Origin of the sequence: Nonomuraea sp. NPDC001636 (assembly GCF_040298265.1) — a bacterium.
Taxonomy (GTDB): domain Bacteria; phylum Actinomycetota; class Actinomycetes; order Streptosporangiales; family Streptosporangiaceae; genus Nonomuraea.
Genome location: NZ_JBEOZT010000035.1, coordinates 21,109 through 38,421, shown reverse-complemented (window position 1 = coordinate 38,421; position 17,313 = coordinate 21,109). Strand labels below are relative to the sequence as shown.

At 69.6% G+C, this 17,313-nt stretch carries 14 protein-coding genes; 5 read left to right on the top strand and 9 right to left on the bottom strand.

The annotated features are described in order from the left end of the window. Positions 1 to 4 precede the first annotated feature (4 nt). Together arc and ABT158_RS43675 are read right to left on the bottom strand one after the other, a co-directional pair. Positions 5 to 1,768: a proteasome ATPase gene (gene arc, locus ABT158_RS43680; RefSeq protein WP_352364052.1), complete on the bottom strand. Its 1,764-nt coding sequence runs from the start codon at positions 1,766 to 1,768 to the stop codon at positions 5 to 7. A gap of 204 nt (positions 1,769 to 1,972) precedes the next feature. Continuing rightward, complete coding sequence (locus ABT158_RS43675) at positions 1,973 to 2,824, bottom strand: tRNA (adenine-N1)-methyltransferase (protein WP_352364050.1); 852 nt, start codon at positions 2,822 to 2,824, stop codon at positions 1,973 to 1,975. A gap of 55 nt (positions 2,825 to 2,879) precedes the next feature. Here ABT158_RS43675 and ABT158_RS43670 point away from each other — a divergent pair, with 55 nt between their 5' ends. Both ABT158_RS43670 and ABT158_RS43665 read left to right on the top strand, forming a co-directional pair. After that, positions 2,880 to 3,971 carry a GNAT family N-acetyltransferase gene (locus tag ABT158_RS43670; RefSeq protein ID WP_352364048.1) on the top strand — a complete coding sequence of 364 codons (1,092 nt, stop codon included), beginning with the start codon at positions 2,880 to 2,882 and terminating at the stop codon, positions 3,969 to 3,971. A gap of 188 nt (positions 3,972 to 4,159) precedes the next feature. Further along, a complete protein-coding gene (locus ABT158_RS43665) occupies positions 4,160 to 4,630 on the top strand; it encodes a hypothetical protein (protein WP_352364046.1) in 471 nt (156 codons plus the stop codon). 440 nt (positions 4,631 to 5,070) lie between these two features. Here the strand turns inward: ABT158_RS43665 and ABT158_RS43660 are convergent, their stop codons facing one another. Then, a complete protein-coding gene (locus ABT158_RS43660; protein ID WP_352364044.1) occupies positions 5,071 to 6,606 on the bottom strand; it encodes an FHA domain-containing protein in 1,536 nt (511 codons plus the stop codon). Positions 6,607 to 6,923: 317 nt separating this feature from the next. Then, entirely contained in the window at positions 6,924 to 8,060 is a 1,137-nt protein-coding gene (locus tag ABT158_RS43655) for a site-2 protease family protein (protein WP_352364042.1), read from the bottom strand. Between the two features lie 116 nt (positions 8,061 to 8,176). On the opposite strand from ABT158_RS43655, the gene ABT158_RS43650 reads away from it, so the two are divergent. The 3 genes from ABT158_RS43650 (at position 8,177) to ABT158_RS43640 (ending at position 10,979) form a co-directional block, all read left to right on the top strand. After that, positions 8,177 to 9,037: a RecB family exonuclease gene (locus ABT158_RS43650; protein ID WP_352364040.1), complete on the top strand. Its 861-nt coding sequence runs from the start codon at positions 8,177 to 8,179 to the stop codon at positions 9,035 to 9,037. 86 nt (positions 9,038 to 9,123) lie between these two features. Next, on the top strand, positions 9,124 to 10,299 hold the full coding sequence (locus tag ABT158_RS43645; RefSeq protein ID WP_352364038.1) for a sensor histidine kinase: 1,176 nt from the start codon (positions 9,124 to 9,126) through the stop codon (positions 10,297 to 10,299). Beyond that, entirely contained in the window at positions 10,296 to 10,979 is a 684-nt protein-coding gene (locus ABT158_RS43640; protein WP_352364036.1) for a response regulator, read from the top strand. Before ABT158_RS43645 ends, ABT158_RS43640 begins: the two co-directional genes overlap by 4 nt. A gap of 93 nt (positions 10,980 to 11,072) precedes the next feature. Here the strand turns inward: ABT158_RS43640 and ABT158_RS43635 are convergent, their stop codons facing one another. The 5 genes from ABT158_RS43635 to ABT158_RS43615 all read right to left on the bottom strand — a co-directional run bounded on the left by ABT158_RS43635 (position 11,073) and on the right by ABT158_RS43615 (position 17,064). Beyond that, positions 11,073 to 12,104 carry an ABC transporter ATP-binding protein gene (locus ABT158_RS43635; RefSeq protein ID WP_352364034.1) on the bottom strand — a complete coding sequence of 344 codons (1,032 nt, stop codon included), beginning with the start codon at positions 12,102 to 12,104 and terminating at the stop codon, positions 11,073 to 11,075. Continuing rightward, a complete protein-coding gene (locus ABT158_RS43630) occupies positions 12,101 to 13,129 on the bottom strand; it encodes an ABC transporter ATP-binding protein (protein WP_352364032.1) in 1,029 nt (342 codons plus the stop codon). Before ABT158_RS43630 ends, ABT158_RS43635 begins: the two co-directional genes overlap by 4 nt. Further along, positions 13,126 to 14,139 (bottom strand): ABC transporter permease, encoded by a 1,014-nt coding sequence (locus ABT158_RS43625; RefSeq protein WP_352364030.1) that lies wholly within the window; start codon positions 14,137 to 14,139, stop codon positions 13,126 to 13,128. The genes ABT158_RS43630 and ABT158_RS43625 overlap by 4 nt, the downstream gene beginning before the upstream one ends. A gap of 93 nt (positions 14,140 to 14,232) precedes the next feature. Continuing rightward, on the bottom strand, positions 14,233 to 16,002 hold the full coding sequence (locus ABT158_RS43620) for an ABC transporter substrate-binding protein (protein WP_352364028.1): 1,770 nt from the start codon (positions 16,000 to 16,002) through the stop codon (positions 14,233 to 14,235). A 63-nt stretch (positions 16,003 to 16,065) separates the two neighbouring features. Further along, the gene (locus ABT158_RS43615; RefSeq protein WP_352364026.1) at positions 16,066 to 17,064 is read right to left on the bottom strand and encodes an ABC transporter permease; all 999 of its coding nucleotides are present in this window, start codon (positions 17,062 to 17,064) and stop codon (positions 16,066 to 16,068) included. Positions 17,065 to 17,313 lie beyond the last annotated feature (249 nt).

The following is a 17,313-nucleotide window of genomic DNA, read 5'->3' as shown; positions in this document are numbered from 1 at the left end:
TTCCTTACAGGTACTGGCCGGTGTTGGCGACCGTGTCGATCGAACGGCCGGCCTCGGTGCCCTGCTTGCCGGAGACCAGCGTGCGGATGTAGACGATCCGCTCGCCCTTCTTGCCGGAGATGCGGGCCCAGTCGTCGGGGTTGGTGGTGTTGGGCAGGTCTTCGTTCTCGGAGAACTCGTCGACGCAGGCGGTGAGCAGGTGTTGCACCCGCAGGCCCTTCTGGCCGCTCTCCAGGAACTGCTTGATGGCCATCTTCTTGCCCCGGTCGACGATGTTCTGGATCATCGCGCCGGAGTTGAAGTCCTTGAAGTAGAGGACTTCCTTGTCACCGTTGGCGTAGGTCACCTCGAGGAAGCGGTTCTCCTCGCTCTCGGTGTACATGCGCTCCACCACACTCTGGATCATGCCGTGGATGGTCGCCTCGCGAGAGTCGCCGTGCTCGGACAGATCGTCGGGGTGCAGGGGAAGGTCGGCCAGCAGGTACTTGGAGAAGATGTCCTTGGCCGCCTCGGCGTCGGGCCGCTCGATCTTGATCTTCACGTCCAGGCGGCCCGGCCGCAGGATCGCGGGGTCGATCATGTCCTCGCGGTTGGAGGCGCCGATCACGATGACGTTCTCCAGGCCCTCGACGCCGTCGATCTCCGACAGCAGCTGAGGGACGATGGTGTTCTCCACGTCGGACGAGACGCCGGAGCCTCGGGTGCGGAAGATCGAGTCCATCTCGTCGAAGAACACGATGACCGGGGTGCCCTCGGAGGCCTTCTCCCGGGCCCGCTGGAAGACCAGGCGGATGTGCCGCTCGGTCTCGCCGACGTACTTGTTGAGCAGCTCCGGGCCCTTGATGTTGAGGAAGAAGCTCTTGCCGGACTGGCCGGTCTTCTCCGCGACCTGCTTGGCCAGGGAGTTGGCGACCGCCTTGGCGATGAGCGTCTTGCCGCAGCCGGGCGGGCCGTAGAGCAGCACGCCCTTCGGGGGACGGAGTTTGTGCTCGCGGAACAGGTCGGCGTGCAGGTAGGGCAGCTCGATGGCGTCCCTGATCTGCTCGATCTGCCGCATGAGCCCGCCGATCTCCTCGTAGGAGATGTCGGGGACCTCCTCGAGCACGAGCTCTTCGACTTCGGACTTGGGTATGCGCTCGTAGACGTAGCCGGAGCGGGGTTCGAGCAGGAGCGAGTCACCGGCCCTGATGGGCTGGCCGACCAGCGAGTCGGCCAGTCGCACGACGCGCTCCTCGTCGGCGTGCGAGATGACCAGGGCCCGCTTGCCCTCGTCCAGCAGTTCCTTGAGCATGACGATCTCGCCGACCTCTTCGTAGCCGAGCGCCTCGACCACGTTGAGTGCTTCGTTGAGCATGACCTCCTGGCCACGCCTCAGCGAGTCGACGTCGACGGCGGGGCTGACGTTCACCCGGAGCTTGCGCCCTCCGGTGAACACCTCGATCGTGCCGTCTTCTCGGGCTTCAAGGAAGGTGCCGAAGCCGGACGGCGGCTGCGCCAGCCGGTCGACCTCCTCCTTGAGAGCGACGATCTGGTCCCGGGCCTCCTTGAGTGTGGCCACCAGACGCTCGTTCTGGCCTGTCACGGCCGCGAGATTCGCCTGTGCCTCATGGAGACGTTCTTCGAGGACCCTGGCCTGACGGGGTGACTCGGCCAGCTTCCGCCTCAGCGCGGTGATCTCCTCCTGGAGGAAGGAGACCTGTGTTGAAAGATCAGCGACCTCCCGTTCGCGCTGCGCGGCTCGAGCCTCAGCATCATCGCGAGCTGCCACGCCCCGTCACCTCCTTCCCAGTCGAGGGCGACTACTAAGGACCTTACCTATCTCGGGCCCCTCCGTAACCTGGCCGGGCAGTGTTCGTCGAGTGACATGCAGTATTCGGTGAATAATCCTCAATGGTGCGTTTAATACTCCCAGCATATGAACACGGCGATCTGTTCCCGTGTCACGCACCAACGCACCCTCGTGGCCAAATTGTCATAGTTCCTCGGTGGTTCCCTTCGGTCGGCGGCGTCGCGGTGGCGGCGTCACTCCGTCTGCCATGCGGCGGGCGCTGACGAGGAAGCCGGTGTGGCCGATCATCCGATGATCGGGACGTACCGCGAGCCCTTCGACATGCCAGTCGCGAACCAGGGTCTCCCACGCATGAGGCTCGGTGAAACACCCGTGATCGCGAATGGCCTCCACGGTCTTGGACATCTGGGTGGTGGTGGCGACGTAGCAGCAGATGACGCCGCCCGGCGTGAGGGCCTTGGCGGCGGCGTCGACGCACTCCCAGGGAGCCAGCATGTCGAGGATGACGCGGTCGACGTCGGCCTCGTCGATCGAGGAGACCAGGTCGCCGACCACCAGGCGCCAGTTGTCCTCCATCGGGCCGCCGAAGAACTTCTCCACGTTCTTGCGGGCCACCTCGGAGAACTCCTCGCGGCGCTCGTAGGAGGTGACGTGGCCCTCGGGGCCGACGGCGCGCAGCAGGAAGCAGGTCAGGGCGCCGGAGCCGACCCCGGCCTCGATCACCCGGGCGCCGGGGAACACGTCGGCCATGCCGACGATCATCGAGGCGTCCTTGGGGTAGATGACGGCCGCGCCGCGCGGCATCGCGAGCGTGTAGTCCTGGAGCAGGTGGCGGAAGGCGAGGTAGGCGGTGCCGCCGGAAGACCGCACGACGGAGCCTTCAGGCTGCCCGATCAGCTCGCTGTGCGGGATGGCGCCCTTGTGCGTGTGGAAGACGCCGTCCTGCTTGAGCGTGATCGTGTGGCGCTTGTTCTTGGGGTCGGTGAGCTGCACCTGATCCCCTGCCTGGAACGGCCCATGCCTGCGGAAACCCATGTCGGCAAGGTTATATGGGTTTCTCACGCCTCCGGACGCACGGTATCTATGGGGGATGCTCCCGCGCGACGTGATCTCCACCGGCCCCCTGATCCTGCGAATGCCCGCCGAGCCCGACGCCGAGGCGATCGCGCGCATGATGGACGACCCCGTCACCGCCCGGCATCTGCCGCTGGTGCCGTCGCCGTACCGGATCGAGGACGCCCGCGCCTACCTGAAGTACGCCGAGGACAAGTGGGCCTCGGGCGGCGCGGAGTGGGCCGTCACCGAGGACGGCCGCTACTGCGGCGCGATCGGGGTGCAGCCGCCCGACCGCTGGGGCACGGCCGAGATCGGCTACGTGGTGGCGCCGTGGGCGCGCGGCAGGGGCGTGGCCGCCCGAGCCGCCAGGGCGGTGTCCGACTGGCTCACCGACCAGGGCGTGCACCGGGTGGAGCTGCAGGCCGAGGTGGAGAACGTGGCCAGCCTCAGGGTCGCGCTCAGGGCCGGGTTCCGCGAGGAGGGCCGGCGGCGCAAGGCCAAGCGGCTGCGCGACGGGCGGTGGGCCGACCTGGTGTCCTTCGCCCGGGTCGCCGGGGAGCCGGCGGCGGCCGAGGAGCCGTACCTGCCCTTCTTCGACGGCGGCGAGCTGACCGACGGCGTGGTGCGGCTCGTGCCGCTCTCGGTGGAGGACGCCCCGGAGTACCACCGGATGATGTGCGACCCGAGCGTGACCGCCTACTCCCTGACCCCGCCCGCCTCCCTGGAGGAGGACGAGCAGCGCTGCCGCTGCACCGGCTACTGGTGGGTCACCGGGCAGCGGATCGAACTGGCGATCAGGGACGCCGCCACCGGCGCGTTCGCCGGGCACCTCCAGCTCATGCAGGTCCTCCCCGTGCTCGGGCAGGCCATGATCGGCTACTCGCTGATGCCGGATTTCCGCGGCAGGGGGTTCATGACCCGCGCGGTGCGGCTGCTGGTCGACTGGGCGTTCGCGCGCACGGCCCTGCACCGGGTGGTGGCGGGCACCGACGTGGTGAACACGGCCTCGCACGCGGTGCTGGAACGTGCCGGTTTCAGCAGGGAGAGCCTGCACCGGGAGCTGTTCCCGAAGCCCGACGGCACGCGGGCGGACGACGTGGAGTGGGTGCGGCTGCGCCCGTCGTGAACCGCTCGACCGGCTCTGCCTGCGAAATGCGGAAAAATCGCAATTTCCTGTTGAGGGGTAGTCAGGAGCCGCGTCGAGGGTGATACTCCGGGGCACCGTTCGGAGTTTCGCGTGATCGGGCCGCGCGATCTCTTCCCCCTCTACCCGAGGGAATCACCGCGATGCCAAACAACCGTGTCGATATCGCCATGCGTGAACTCATCACCGCGTTCTCCTGCCTGGAGGTCGCCGACGTGATCGATCGGCTCGCGCGCGCCGCGGCGGCCGTGGCGGGCACCGCGTACGCCGGGTTCGTGCACGTGGACGTGCTGCGGCGGGACGCCCGTCCGCTGCACGTCCACGCGCCGCCGGGAGACCCGCTGCGGGTGCGGCGGTGGTTGTCGGGGTCGGGGGTGCTGAAGGAGCTGGCCGCCGCGGAGGGGTCGCTCCGGCTGGCGCGGGACGAGACGATGGGCGAGCCGGGGTTCCTGGCCGTGCCGGTGCCGGCGCAGGTCCGCGACCACACGTTCGTGTGGGTGGCGGGACGGGGGTTCCAGGAGGGGGACGAACACCTGCTGAGCCGGTACGCGACGGCGGCGGGACGGGCGGTGGAAGGGGCTCGCGGCCTGGAGGCGGCCGTGCGCCTGCTGCGCGGCGTACGCACCTTCCGCCCCACCTGACCCCAGGCCCACCTACCCACCTGGGCCAGGCCACCCCTTCGGAACGGGCTGCACCTTCTGGCCTGCCCCCCCCTGCAGAACGGGCTGCACCTTCTGGCCTGGCACCCTCCAGGACGGGCTGCACCCTCGGAACGCCCGCCCCTCGGGGGCTGTACCCTCCGAACTTCCGCCCCCTCGGAACGGCTGCCCCATTGGCGCGGCCGCCCTTTCGGGACGGCCCGCATCCCTCTTTCGGAGAAGCCCCCTGCCCCCGGTCCTGACTTTTCCCGAAATATCGCCCAGCGCCCATGAAATACCCTTACTAACCCCCCTCCCCCGACCCTGGCATTTCCCATTCAGCCATTCGACACCAGACATTCCTGGCGTATCTCTTAAAGGGTTTTCCGGAAACACGAACGCCCGCACCCCGGCAAAGAGGTGCGGGCGGACGGGTGCCGGGATCAGCCCCGGTGGGCCTCGAAGCGGAGCGTGCGGGAGACGCCCACGCGGACCGTCGTGCCGGGCGCGATGGTGACCGGCTCGTTGGGCGGGATGTCGTAGAAGTTGGGGTCGCCGGGCGGCTGGATCTGGGTGCCGTTGACCGACCCCAGGTCGACCAGGTTGACGTCCCAGCCGTCGAGGGCCACCCGCAGGTGGCGGCGCGAGACCGAGCCGTCAGGGCTGGTGACCTTGGCGGGCCTGGCCGAGCCGCCCGCCACCTCGGGCGCGCGCTCGGGGTCACGGCCCAGCAGGTAGTCGCTCTCCAGCGGCAGCGCCGTGCCGTCGTCGAGGATGAGCACCCCGAGCGAGGGCCGCGGCCCCTTGTACGGCACCAGCGTCCGCTGCACCAGGGCGATGCCGCAGACGGCGCAGTAGGGCACCCTCGGGTCGTTGAAGTGGTCGTTCTTGCAGTCGACCCCGTAGACCAGCGGGCGGTCGCCGTGGTCGCCCTGCTGCTCCTGCGGCGGCGGCCCCGGGTGGTCGAAGTGCTCCGGCGGGCCGAGCACGGGCGGGGCCGGCTGGTCGAAGTGATCGGGCGGGCCCATGTGCTGCTGCGGCTGGTCGGCCATGCCGTTGCCGGACGGCGGCAGCTCGTCGTAGGACGGGAACTGCTGCTGGGGCTCGGCGTGGGACTGCTCCTGCGCGGGCAGGAAGGGAGGCTGGTCCTGGGGCGGGAGGTAGGGCGGCTGCTCGTGCCCGAACGGGGCCTGCTCCTGGCCGAAGGGCGGCTGCTCGTGCCCGAACGGCGGCTGGTCCAGCGACGGCGGGCCGGAGTGAGGGCCGGAGTGGGGACCGGGCTGGGGGCCCGGGTGCGGGACGCCGGCCTGCGCGCCCGAGGGCGGGCCCTGGACGATCGGCGGCTGGTCGGCCAGCGGGTAGGGAGGCCGCTCGACGGGCCGCTCCGCGGGCCGCTCGGGCGGCGGCGCCAGGTCGGGCTCCATGTGCAGGGCCGTGTTGGGCATCTCGCTGGTGAGCGGCCTGGACCGGTCGGCCGCCTGCCCCTGGGGACGGACGTGCGACGGCTGGTCGGTGAGGTCGCCGATCAGGCCGCCGCCGTGGACGACGCCGCCCTCGAAGCCGACCGCGGGATGCGCACTGCCGGCGCCGGGCAGGGTGAGCTCGACGCGCTCGACCGGGCCGCTGATCAGCCGGTCGGCCCAGGTGAGGGAGTCGCTGCCGGCCAGGCGCGTCTCGCCGCCGGAGGTGCTGACCGAGGCCGAGGCCGAGCCGCTGACCAGCACGGCCACGCCGCCGCCCACGGGACCGGCGACCGCGCACGTGGCCGGGTCGCCCGCCATGTTGGCGGCCAGCACCTGCGCCGCGCGGCGGGCCAGCGCCCGGCCGTCGCCGCCGGAGGCCGCGGTCTCGCGCAGCGCCTCGATCAGGCCGTCGGCGGCCGCCTCGCCCGCGTCGCACACCAGCAGCAGGCCGCCGATGTAGGCGACCAGCCCGTCACCGGGAAGGGGACGCACCACTCCGAAGCCCTGGCCGCTCATGCGCCCTCCCTCATGACGACCGTGCTGCGCTCATCGGTGCCCTCGCTGCGCTCGGTCACTCAACTCTCCTCCCCGGAAGCCGGCGATCTTACGGCACCCGCACTGCCGTGCCGGCCACCAGCCATACGCATACCCAGACGACGACGCCGTGTCGCGGCCCAGGCGTCTCGATTCGGTGAACCGGTGGACCACGACCAACCCGTCAACTGTGCAAGTTCGGCCAAACAGAAGACTATCGGCCTGCCGTCCTGGCATCGAAATCGCCGGGCTACGGGAAGTGGCCGGACAAGACCTTAGCCGCAAACGCGCCGGGCATGTCAGACCCCGGTGAAGACGCGGTTGACGTCGGCGGTGGCGAGCACGCCGTAGATCTCGCCGCCGTGCTCCACCAGCAGGTACTCACCCGCGGGGGCCGAGCGCATGGCGTCGATGAGCGGCTCGCCGGTCAGGTCGGCGGCCAGCACCATGGTCGGTTCGAGCGCCTTGGCCAGCGAGGCCACGTCGACCCAGGGGCGCCGGTGCTCGGGGGTGGCCTGGACGGCGGCCTCGTTGACGATGGCGACCGGCCGTCCGTCGTGGTCGACCACCACCAGGGCGCCGGCCCGCTGCTCGGCGGCCTGCCGCAGCGCCTCGGCCAGCGGCGTCTCGGCCGCCACCGGGATGGCCCTGCGGGCCAGCGCGCGTGCGTTGACCTGTGGGATGCGGGCGCGGATGCGGGCCACGCGGAGCGACTGGGTGGCGCCCATCCAGATGAAGGAGGCCAGCACCACCGGCCACAGCAGCTCGACGGGGTCGAACTCCTGCCCGCTCGTCATCGACGTCGCGAACGGCAGCACGACCAGCAGCACGGCCAGCACGCGCCCGCCCCAGGCGGCCACGACCGTGCCGGAGCCGGGGTTCTTGGTCAGCTTCCACACGCCCGCGCGCAGCATCCGGCCGCCGTCGAGCGGCAGGCCGGGCAGCAGGTTGAACACGCCGACGATGAGGTTGGCCACCCACAGCTGCCAGATGAGCACCTCGGCGATGCCGCCGTCGTTGATCACGTACGTGTCGGCGAGCAGGCCGAGCCCGGCCAGGCCCAGCGACAGGGCCGGCCCGGCGGCGGCGACCAGGAACTCCTTGCCCGGCGTCGGCGGCTCCTTCTCGATCTCCGACACGCCGCCGAGGAAGTAGAGGGTGATCCGGCGCACCGGCAGGCCGAACATCTTGGCCAGCACGCTGTGGGCCAGCTCGTGCAGCAGCACCGAGACGTAGAGCAGCACGGCGAAGACGAAGGCCACCGCGTAGGCGACGGTGCTGTCCAGCTCGGGGAGCATGTCGCGCATGCGGGGGCCGAACATGACGGTGATGAAGGCGGCGACGATGAACCACGTCCAGGAGACGTACACCGGGATGCCGAAGGGCCGCCCCATCCGAAGGCCGGGGAACTCCTGACGCGGGCTCTGCTCGCTCACCGCACTCCTCGTACGTCCATTACGTGCTGTTGCTGCCTCGATGCTACGCGCCGGATCACGTGATCCTCGTCCCGGCGAGGGTTATTCTGTCGGGCTCTTGACCTAGAGTGCGGTGCATGACGTTGACCGAACCGGTGATCATCGGAGCTCTCTCCCCGTCCCGGGCAGGCGATTTCATGACCTGTCCCCTGCTCTACCGGTTCCGGGTCATCGACCAGCTGCCCGAGAAACCCTCCCCGGCGGCCGTGCGCGGCACCGTGGTGCACGCCGTCCTGGAGCGGCTCTACGACCTGCCGGCGCCGCGCCGGTCGGTGCAGGCGGCGCTGGAGCTGCTGGAGCCCCAGTGGCAGCGGCTGCTGCAGGAGGACGAGCAGTACGCGCGGATGTTCGCCGACGACGCCGAGCAGGCCGAGTGGCTGGCGCAGGCGCGGGCGATGCTGGAGCGCTACTTCACGCTGGAGGACCCGACCCGGCTGGAGCCCGCCGAGCGCGAGCTCTACGTGCAGGCGGTGCTCGACGGCGGCCTGATGCTGCGCGGCTACGTCGACCGGCTCGACGTGGCGCCCACCGGCGAGGTCCGGGTGGTCGACTACAAGACGGGCAGCGCGCCGGGCCCCGACTTCGAGGCCAAGGCGCTGTTCCAGATGAAGTTCTACGCGCTGGTGCTGTGGCGGCTGCGCGGGCAGGTGCCCCGGCTGCTGCAGCTGGTCTACCTGGGCGGGCGCGGCGAGGTGCTGCGTTACGCCCCCGACGAGGCCGACCTGCTGGCCACCGAGCGCAAGGTGATGGCTCTGTGGACGGCGATCGAGCGGGCGCTGGAGACCGGCGAGTGGCGGGCGCGCCGCAGCCGGCTGTGCGACTGGTGCGACCACCAGGCGCTGTGCCCGGAGTTCGGCGGCACCCCGCCGCCGGTGCCCGACCGCCAGCCCGGCGACACGGTGCGCAGCAACCGGCGCGCGGCCACCGACGAGCTGTAGCCCTGGGCCCGTAGCCCTCCCACAGGCCGCCCGTTATCCTCCGAAGGGAGGAGTTCAAGGCTCTCACCTGGGCCTACAGTGAAGCGGTGCGGATCGACCGACCCCTGTTCCACGACACGGTCCTGGCCGTGGTGGTGGCCGCGGCCTCGGTGACGCTCTTCCTCCTCTACGGGCCCGAGCGCCTGGAGCCGGCGGAGCTGACGACGGTGAGCATGCGCGCGCCCGACGGGCTCGGGGCGGCGCTGCTGGTGCTGGCCGCCGCGCCCATCGCGGTGCGCAGGCGCTGGCCGCTGGCGGCGCTGTGCGCCGGCCTGATCCCCGAGACGGCGCTGACCGCGCTGGGTTACGGCACCGGCGCGTCGGGGGTGTCCAGCCTGGTGCTGGTGTACTCGGTGGCCTCCAACCGGGGGCTGGCGGTGGCGCTGGGCGGGCTGCTGGTCTCGCTGCTGACGTACGCGGTGGGGGCGCTGGCCGGGCCGGTCACGGGGCCGGGCGCGAGCGGGCACGTGGTGGCGGTCCTGGTGCTGCTGGCGGTCTGGGGGGCGGGCAGGAGCCTGCGGCTGCGGCGGGCGTACCTGGAGGAGCTGCGCGACCGGGCGGCCCGGCTGGAGCGGGCCCACGCGGCCGACACGCGGGCCGCGCGGGCCGAGGAGCGCTCACGTATCGCCCGTGAGCTGCACGACGTGGTGGCCCACCACGTGAGCGTGATGACGGTGCAGGCGGCCGCGGCGCGGCGGGTGCTGGCCGCCGATCCCGACCTGGCGCGGGAGGCGCTGTCGGCGATCGAGAACACCGGGCGGCTGGCCATGTCGGAGATGCGCAACATCGTGGGCGTGCTGCGTACCGACGCGCGGGCCGAGTTGGGGCCGCAGCCGGGCGTGGGCGACCTGCCGGGGCTGGTGGAGCAGATGCGCGAGGCGGGGCTGCCCACGCGGCTGCGCGTGGAGGGCGAGCCGCGGCCGCTGCCCGCCGGTGTCGACCTGGCCGCCTACCGGCTGGTCCAGGAGGGGCTGACGAACAGCCTGCGGCACGCGGGGGCCGGGGCGGAGGCGGTGGTCACCGTCTCCCACGCCCCCTCGGGCCTTGACGTACGCGTCGAGGACGACGGCAGGGGCACGGCCCCGGCGGCCGACCGGCCGGGCCACGGCCTGGTCGGCATTCGCGAGCGGGTCGCACTCTATGGTGGAATTCTGAACATCGGTCCGCGACCGGGGGGCGGTTTCGAGGTGCGGGCGAGGTTCCCGTTGAAGGACGGCCAATGACGATCAGAGTGCTGCTGGTGGACGACCAGCCGCTGCTTCGCACGGGATTTCGCCTGATCTTGGAGGCCGAGTCCGACATCACGGTGGTCGGCCAGGCCGGCGACGGCAAGGACGCGATGGAGCAGACCAGGGCGCTGCTGCCCGACGTGGTGCTCATGGACATCCGCATGCCGGGCGTCGACGGCATCGAGGCGACCCGCCGGATCGTGCGGGAGGCCGCGCCCACGGCGCACGTGCCGAAGGTGCTGGTGCTGACCACGTTCGACCTCGACGAGTACATCGTGGAGGCGCTGCGGTCGGGGGCGTCGGGCTTCCTGCTGAAGGACGTGCCGCCCGACGAGCTGGTGCAGGCGATCCGGGTGGTGGCGGCCGGCGACGCGATCGTGGCGCCGAGCGTGACCAGGCGGCTGCTCGACCGGTTCTCCAAGCGGCTGCCCTCGGCCTACGAGCAGGCCACGCCGGCCCGCCTCGACCGGCTGACCGAGCGGGAGCTGGAGGTGCTGCGGCTGATCGCCAAGGGCATGTCCAACGCGGAGATCGCGGCCAAGCTCGTGGTGAGCGAGACGACGGTCAAGACGCACGTGGGCAACGTGCTGACCAAGCTGGGGCTGCGCGACCGGGTGCAGGCCGTGGTGCTGGCGTACGAGACCGGGCTGATCACGCCCGGCACGATGTCCTGAGGCCGCCGCCCCGGCAGGAGGGCGGCGGCCGCAAGGTCAGGCCCCGATCGAGGCCCGGTCGAACCCGGCTCGGGCCCGGTTCAGGCGTCCGGTTCAGGCCTGGGTCGCCGCGGCGGTCGCGGCGGCGGGCGCGTTCTCCGGGAAGTGGCAGGCCACGCGGTGGCCGTCGGCCAGCTGCTCCAGGGGCGGCTCGACCGTCTTGCAGATCTCCTGCGCCTTCCAGCAGCGGGTGTGGAAGCGGCAGGCGGGCGGCGGGTTGAGCGGGCTGGGCACGTCGCCGGTGAGCCTGATGCGCTCGCGTTCCTTGCGCGCCTTGGGGTCGGGCACGGGCACGGCCGACAGCAGGGCGTTGGTGTAGGGGTGCATCGGCGAGCTGTAGAGGCTCTTGCGGTCGGCGATCTCGACGATCTTGCCCAGGTACATGACCGCGACCCGGTCGCTGATGTGGCGCACCACCGACAGGTCGTGGGCGATCACGACGTAGGTCAGGTCGAGCTCGTTCTGCAGGTCCTCCAGCAGGTTGACGACCTGGGCCTGGATGGACACGTCGAGCGCGGAGACCGGCTCGTCGGCGATGATGAGCTTGGGCTTGAGCGCGAGCGTGCGGGCGATGCCGATGCGCTGCCGCTGACCGCCGGAGAACTCGTGCGGGTAGCGGTTGTAGTGCTCGGGGTTGAGCCCGACCAGGGCGAGGATGTCCTGGACCGCCTTCTTGACGCCGTTCTCGGTCTGCACGCCCTGGATGCGGAACGGCGCGCCGACGATGGTGCCGACGGTGTGGCGGGGGTTCAGCGACGAGAACGGGTCCTGGAAGATCATCTGCATGTCGCGGCGGAGCGGCCTCAGCCTGCCCTGCCCCATGTGCGTGATGTCCTGGCCCTCGAAGACGACCTTGCCGCCGGTCGGCTCAAGGAGCCTGGTGACCAGGCGGCCGGTGGTGGACTTGCCGCAGCCGGACTCCCCCACCAGGCCGAGCGTCTCGCCCTTGAAGACGTCGAAGCTGACCCCGTCGACCGCCTTGACGGCGCCGACCTGCCGCTTGAGCAGGCCCTTCGTCACCGGGAAGTGCTTCTCCAGCCCTTGGACGGAAAGAAGCGGCTCGTTCGCGGTCACCGTCTCGCTCACTGGCTCTCCAGCACTGGCTTGATCTCGTTCTCCCACAGCTCCCGCCGCTCCGTCCTGCTCATGTGGCAGCGCACCAGGTGGCCGCCCTCGGTCTCGATCAGGCCGGGCACCTCGCTGCTGGACTTGCCCCCGGTGCGCTCGGCGTAGGGGCAGCGGGGGTGGAAGGCGCAGCCCGGAGGCACGTTGATCAGGGACGGCGGCGAGCCCTTGATCGGCAGCAGCCGTTCGGTGGGCTCCCGGTCGAGGCGGGGCATCGATCCCAGTAGACCCCATGTGTAGGGGTGCTCGGGACGGTAGAAGATGTCGTCGGCGGTGCCGTACTCGATGCACTTGCCGCCGTACATGACCAGGATGTCGTCGGACAGCTCGGCCACCACGCCCAGGTCGTGGGTGATGATGATCAGCGCGGAGTTGAACTCGCGCTGCAGGTCGACCATGAGGTCGAGGATCTGGGCCTGCACGGTCACGTCGAGCGCGGTGGTCGGCTCGTCGGCGATGAGCAGTTCGGGGTCGCACGACAGCGCCATGGCGATCATCGCGCGCTGGCGCATGCCGCCGGAGAACTCGTGCGGGTAGGAGTCGACGCGGCGCTGCGGCTCGGGGATGCCCACGCGGCCCAGCATGTCCACGGCGTGCTTCTTGGCGACGGCCTTGGTGACCTTGTGGTGGATCCGGTACGCCTCGACGATCTGGTCGCCGACCGTGTAGAAGGGGTGCATCGCCGACAGCGGATCCTGGAAGATCATCGCCATCTTCTTGCCGCGCAGCCCCCGCACGTGCTCCTGCGAGGCGCCCACGAGCTCCTCGCCGTCGAGCCAGATCTCGCCCGAGACGTTGGCGCCCTTGCCCTTGTGCAGGCCGAGGATGCCGAGGCTGGTCACCGACTTGCCCGAGCCGGACTCGCCGACGATGCCGAGGGTCTTGCCGCGTTCGAGGCTGAAGGTCAGCCCGTCGACGGACCGGACCAGGCCGTCGTCGGTCGGGAAGTGGATCTTCAGGTCCTTGACGTCGAGGAAGGGACTCACGCCAGCCTCACTCTCGGGTCAACGACCGCGTAGAGCAGGTCGACGATCAGGTTGGCCAGGATGATGAAGGCCGCCGCGACGATCGTGACGCCCATCACCTGGGGAAGGTCGTTGTTGCTGATGGCGTCGACGGCGTACTTGCCGATGCCGGGCAGCGAGAAGGTGCTCTCGGTCAGGACGGCGCCGCCGAGCAGCAGCCCCAGGTCGAGGCCGAACATGGTGACCACGGGGGTGAGCGTGGCCCGCAGCCCGTGTTTGAGCACCACCTTCCGCTCGGGCAGGCCCTTGGCCCTGGCCGTGCGGATGTAGTCCTCCGACATGGTCTCCAGCATGCCCGCGCGGGTGAGGCGGGCGTAGCCGGCGGCGTACAGGAAGGCGAGCGTCACCCAGGGCAGCATGAGGTTGTTGGCCCAGGTGAGCGGGTCTTCACTGATCGGCACCCAGTCGGCCACGTCGCCGACCAGGCCGAGCTGGTCGCGGAAGATGGCCAGGGAGACGATGCCGGTGAAGAAGATCGGCAGCGAGACGCCGGCCAGGGCGATGCCCATGGACAGGCGGTCGAAGAAGCTGCCGCGGCGCAGCGCCGACAACACGCCGGTGGCCACGCCGAAGATGACCCACACCACGGCCGCGCCGAGCGCCAGCGACAAGGTGATCGGCAGGCGGTTGAGCAGGTCGGGCAGGACCGGGTTCTGGCTGACGTAGCTGTAGCCGAAGCAGGGCGCCGGGCAGTGCTCGATGCCGGGGCCGTAGTTGCGGTCGACGCCGACGAAGATGCCCTGCACGAAACGCCCGTACTGGACCAGGATCGGGTCGTAGAAGCCGAGGCGCACAGCCGTGTCGTGGATCACCTCGGCGTTGGCCGCCTTGCCCACGTACCGGGAGGCCAGGTCGTCAGCGGACATCCCAGCGAGCCGAGGCACGAGGAAGAAGATGGCGAACGTCGCGATGCTCACCACGAAGAGCAGCATGACGGCCGCTATCAACCGTCTGAGAATGTATGTGAACACTGATCTCGGCCATGGCGGCCGGGCCTTGTGAGCCCGGCCGCCGAAGCCTTCACCTGCTTTCGGTACGGGACGTTCCGGCAGTTGGCGCCGTTGTTACTGGGTGCTCAGCGTGAGGAACTCGTACATGCCCCAGTTCTGGGAGACGAAGACGTTCTTCAGCTGCGGCGGGCGGTAGAACAGGCCGTGCGCCCAGACGTAGGGAAGGATGTAGGCCGACTCCATGACCTGCTTGTCGACAGCGGCCCAGATGCTGTTGCGCTTGGTCGCGTCGGTCTCGCCCGCGGCCTGGTCGATCAGCTCGTCGATCTTGGGGTCCTTCACGCCGAGGTTGGTGTTACCGGCGGGACGGATGACCCGGCTGTCGACGATCTGCTGGAAGAAGCCGAAGCCCTCGGGGTAGTCGGCGCCCCAGCCGTAGACCATGAGGCCCAGGTTGTTCTTCTTGGCGAAGTCGGGCTTGCCGGCGTACAGCTTGAAGTAGTCACCCTGCGGGAAGCCCTTGAGCTCCAGCTTGATGCCCACGCGGCCGAGCGACTGCTGCAGCGACTCGGCGGTCTGCTTCTCGGCCGAGCGCTCGTTGCGGAAGGAGATGGTGGTGCTGAAGCCGTTGGGCTGGCCGCAGGCCGCCAGTTCTTCCTTGGCCTTGGCGAGGTCACCGGTCGGGTTGGCCTCGACGCCGTAGGGGTCGATCTTCTCGTAACCGGTCATCTTGGCCGGCATGAGGCTGAGGGCCACGTCGCCACCGGCGTCCGGGCCGCCGTAGGCGCCCTGGATGGCCGAGCGGTCGGTCGCGTACAGCACGGCCTTGCGGCAGTGGATGTTGTCGAACGGCGGCACGTCACCGTTGATGTTGGTGAACCAGGTGCGGTCGATCGGGGCCGAGTCGGCGTACTGCTTGACCTTCTCGTCGGTCAGGACCGTCTTGCGGGCGTTGGCCGCCACGCCGGTGCTGTTGACCTTGACGTCGATCTTGCCGGAGAGCAGGCGCTGGTCGAGGTCGTCCTCGTTCTGGCCCAGCAGCACCTCGATCGAGTCGTTGAGCTGCTTGCGGTTGGGGTCGGTCGCCGCGTCCCAGTTCGGGTTCTTGACGAGCTCGATGCGCTTGGTGAGCTCGTGCGCCTTGAACATGTACGGGCCGGTCGCGACCGGGTGCTCCTTGTACTTCGAGCCGGTGTCCTTGGCCTCGGGCACGGGGGCCGTCTGCGGGAGCATGGCGAAGTAGTCGAAACCGCCGTACGCCTTCTTCAGGTGGAAGACGATGGTCTGGTCGTCGGGGGTCTCGATCGCCTTGAAGTCGTCGAGCTTGCCCTTCATCTTGTACGGGCCGGTGTAGCTGCCGACGTCGAGCCAGTCGTTGAAGTACGTCGGGCCGCTGGGCAGGATGTCCTTGTCCAGCGAGCGCGCCACGCCGTACTTGACGTCCTTCGAGGTCACCGGGGTGCCGTCCTCGAACTTGACGCCCTTGCGCAGCTTGTACGTCCAGGTCTTGCCGCCGTCGCTCGGCGTGCCCAGGCCCTCGGCCAGGTCGCCGACGAGCTGCAGGCCCTCCTCGCCGGGGACCGGCTTGAACATGGTGAGCGCGCGCGTGTAGAGGCGGGCGAAGTTCCAGGCGTAGCCGTAGTACATGTCGCCCGGGTCCACCGAGTCGAAGTCGCCGGGCATGCCCATGTGGAGGGTGCCGCCGACCTTGTCCGACGGGTTGATGACCGCCGTCACGCCCGCGTTGTACTTGCTGGACGGCTTGTCGTCGCTGCCCGAGCCGCTGGTGTTCTTGCTGCCACCGCCGCCGCCACCACACGCGGAGACGACCACGGCGAGAGCGGCGGTCACCGCGATCGCCGACGCCTTAGATCTCATCTTCATCGACCTGACACACCCCTTGAATCTAGGAGTTGAGAGAACTTGCGGATAACTACTCACGAGGCCTTATCGGGCCTTGGGATCGAAGGCGTCCCTGAGGCCGTCACCGAGCAGGTTGAACGCCAGCACGGTGATGAAGATCGCGAGGCCGGGGAAGATCATGAAGTTGGGCGCCACGTCGTAGTTGTGGACCGCCTCAGCCAGCATGCCTCCCCACGTGGGGGTCGGCGGCCGCACGCCCACGCCGAGGAAGGAGAGTGCGGCCTCGAACAGGATGTTCGACGGGATCAGCAGCGTCGAGTACACGAGGATCGGCGCGAGCAGGTTGGGCAGGATCTCCTTGAACAGGATCGTGTGGCTGCGCGCGCCCAGGCTCCTGGAGGCGTCGACGAACTCCCGCTCGCGCAGGGAGAGCGTCTGGCCTCGGATGATGCGCCCGATGTAGGGCCAGTTGAAGAAGCCGATGATGAACACCAGCAGGCTGATCCTGAGGGTGTCGCCCGACATTCCGAACGCCTTGTCGGGGATGACGCCGGCCAGCGCCAGCGCGAACACCAGCAGCGGGAAGGCGAGGAAGATGTCCATGAGGCGGGAGATGATGGTGTCGACCCAGCCGCCGAAGAAGCCGGCGATCATCCCCAGCACGGTGCCGATCACCACGCACAGCAGCGTCGCGAAGAACGCGATCAGCAGCGAGATGCGGGCGCCGTACAGGATCCGGCTGAACAGGTCGCGGCCCGTGGTGGGCTCGACACCGAACAGGAAGTCCCAGCTCATGCCGCCGAAGGCGCCGATCGGAGCCTGGATCGCCGGGTCGATCTTCTCCCGGTGCCATTCGGCCGGGTCGTGACCGAACCACGACACCAGCAGCGGCGCGAAGATCGCCACGAGGATCAGCAGGACGATGACGATGCCGCCGATCATCGCGATGCGGTCGCGCTTGAGGCGCATCCAGGCGATCTGCCCGAGGGAACGCCCCCGGATGACTGAAGACTCCGCCCCCTCAAGAACGGTCTCCGGCCCGGCCTCGACGGCCGAGTCAGGAACATCGAGCGGTGCGGTCATGCCAGTGGCCCCCTGGATTCCAGACGACGTCGTCCGTGTCGGCGCGACCCGGTCAGGGTAGTGCGCCCGTGCAAGGCGAGTCCGCAGAGTCGCGGCCCCAGGAGGCAGAATCTATGGCCTGAGCTGGTATGACCAGTCCCTCAGCGCTCGATGTGGCTCAACTGTGATTGACGCGAAACTTATTCGTATCGATCTTGATGTGAATGTCTACGGCCCGTCCCGGTTGGGTCTCGGAACTGTGACAGTGCC

Coding starts and splice junctions, on each gene's coding strand:
- ABT158_RS43640 (WP_352364036.1), top strand. CDS start 10,296: ATGACGATCAGAGTGCTGCTGGTGGACGACCAGCCGCTGCTTCGCACG.
- ABT158_RS43620 (WP_352364028.1), bottom strand. CDS start 16,002: ATGAAGATGAGATCTAAGGCGTCGGCGATCGCGGTGACCGCCGCTCTC.
- ABT158_RS43650 (WP_352364040.1), top strand. CDS start 8,177: ATGACGTTGACCGAACCGGTGATCATCGGAGCTCTCTCCCCGTCCCGG.
- ABT158_RS43615 (WP_352364026.1), bottom strand. CDS start 17,064: ATGACCGCACCGCTCGATGTTCCTGACTCGGCCGTCGAGGCCGGGCCG.
- ABT158_RS43665 (WP_352364046.1), top strand. CDS start 4,160: ATGCGTGAACTCATCACCGCGTTCTCCTGCCTGGAGGTCGCCGACGTG.
- ABT158_RS43660 (WP_352364044.1), bottom strand. CDS start 6,606: ATGAGCGGCCAGGGCTTCGGAGTGGTGCGTCCCCTTCCCGGTGACGGG.
- ABT158_RS43670 (WP_352364048.1), top strand. CDS start 2,880: ATGCTCCCGCGCGACGTGATCTCCACCGGCCCCCTGATCCTGCGAATG.
- ABT158_RS43675 (WP_352364050.1), bottom strand. CDS start 2,824: ATGGGTTTCCGCAGGCATGGGCCGTTCCAGGCAGGGGATCAGGTGCAG.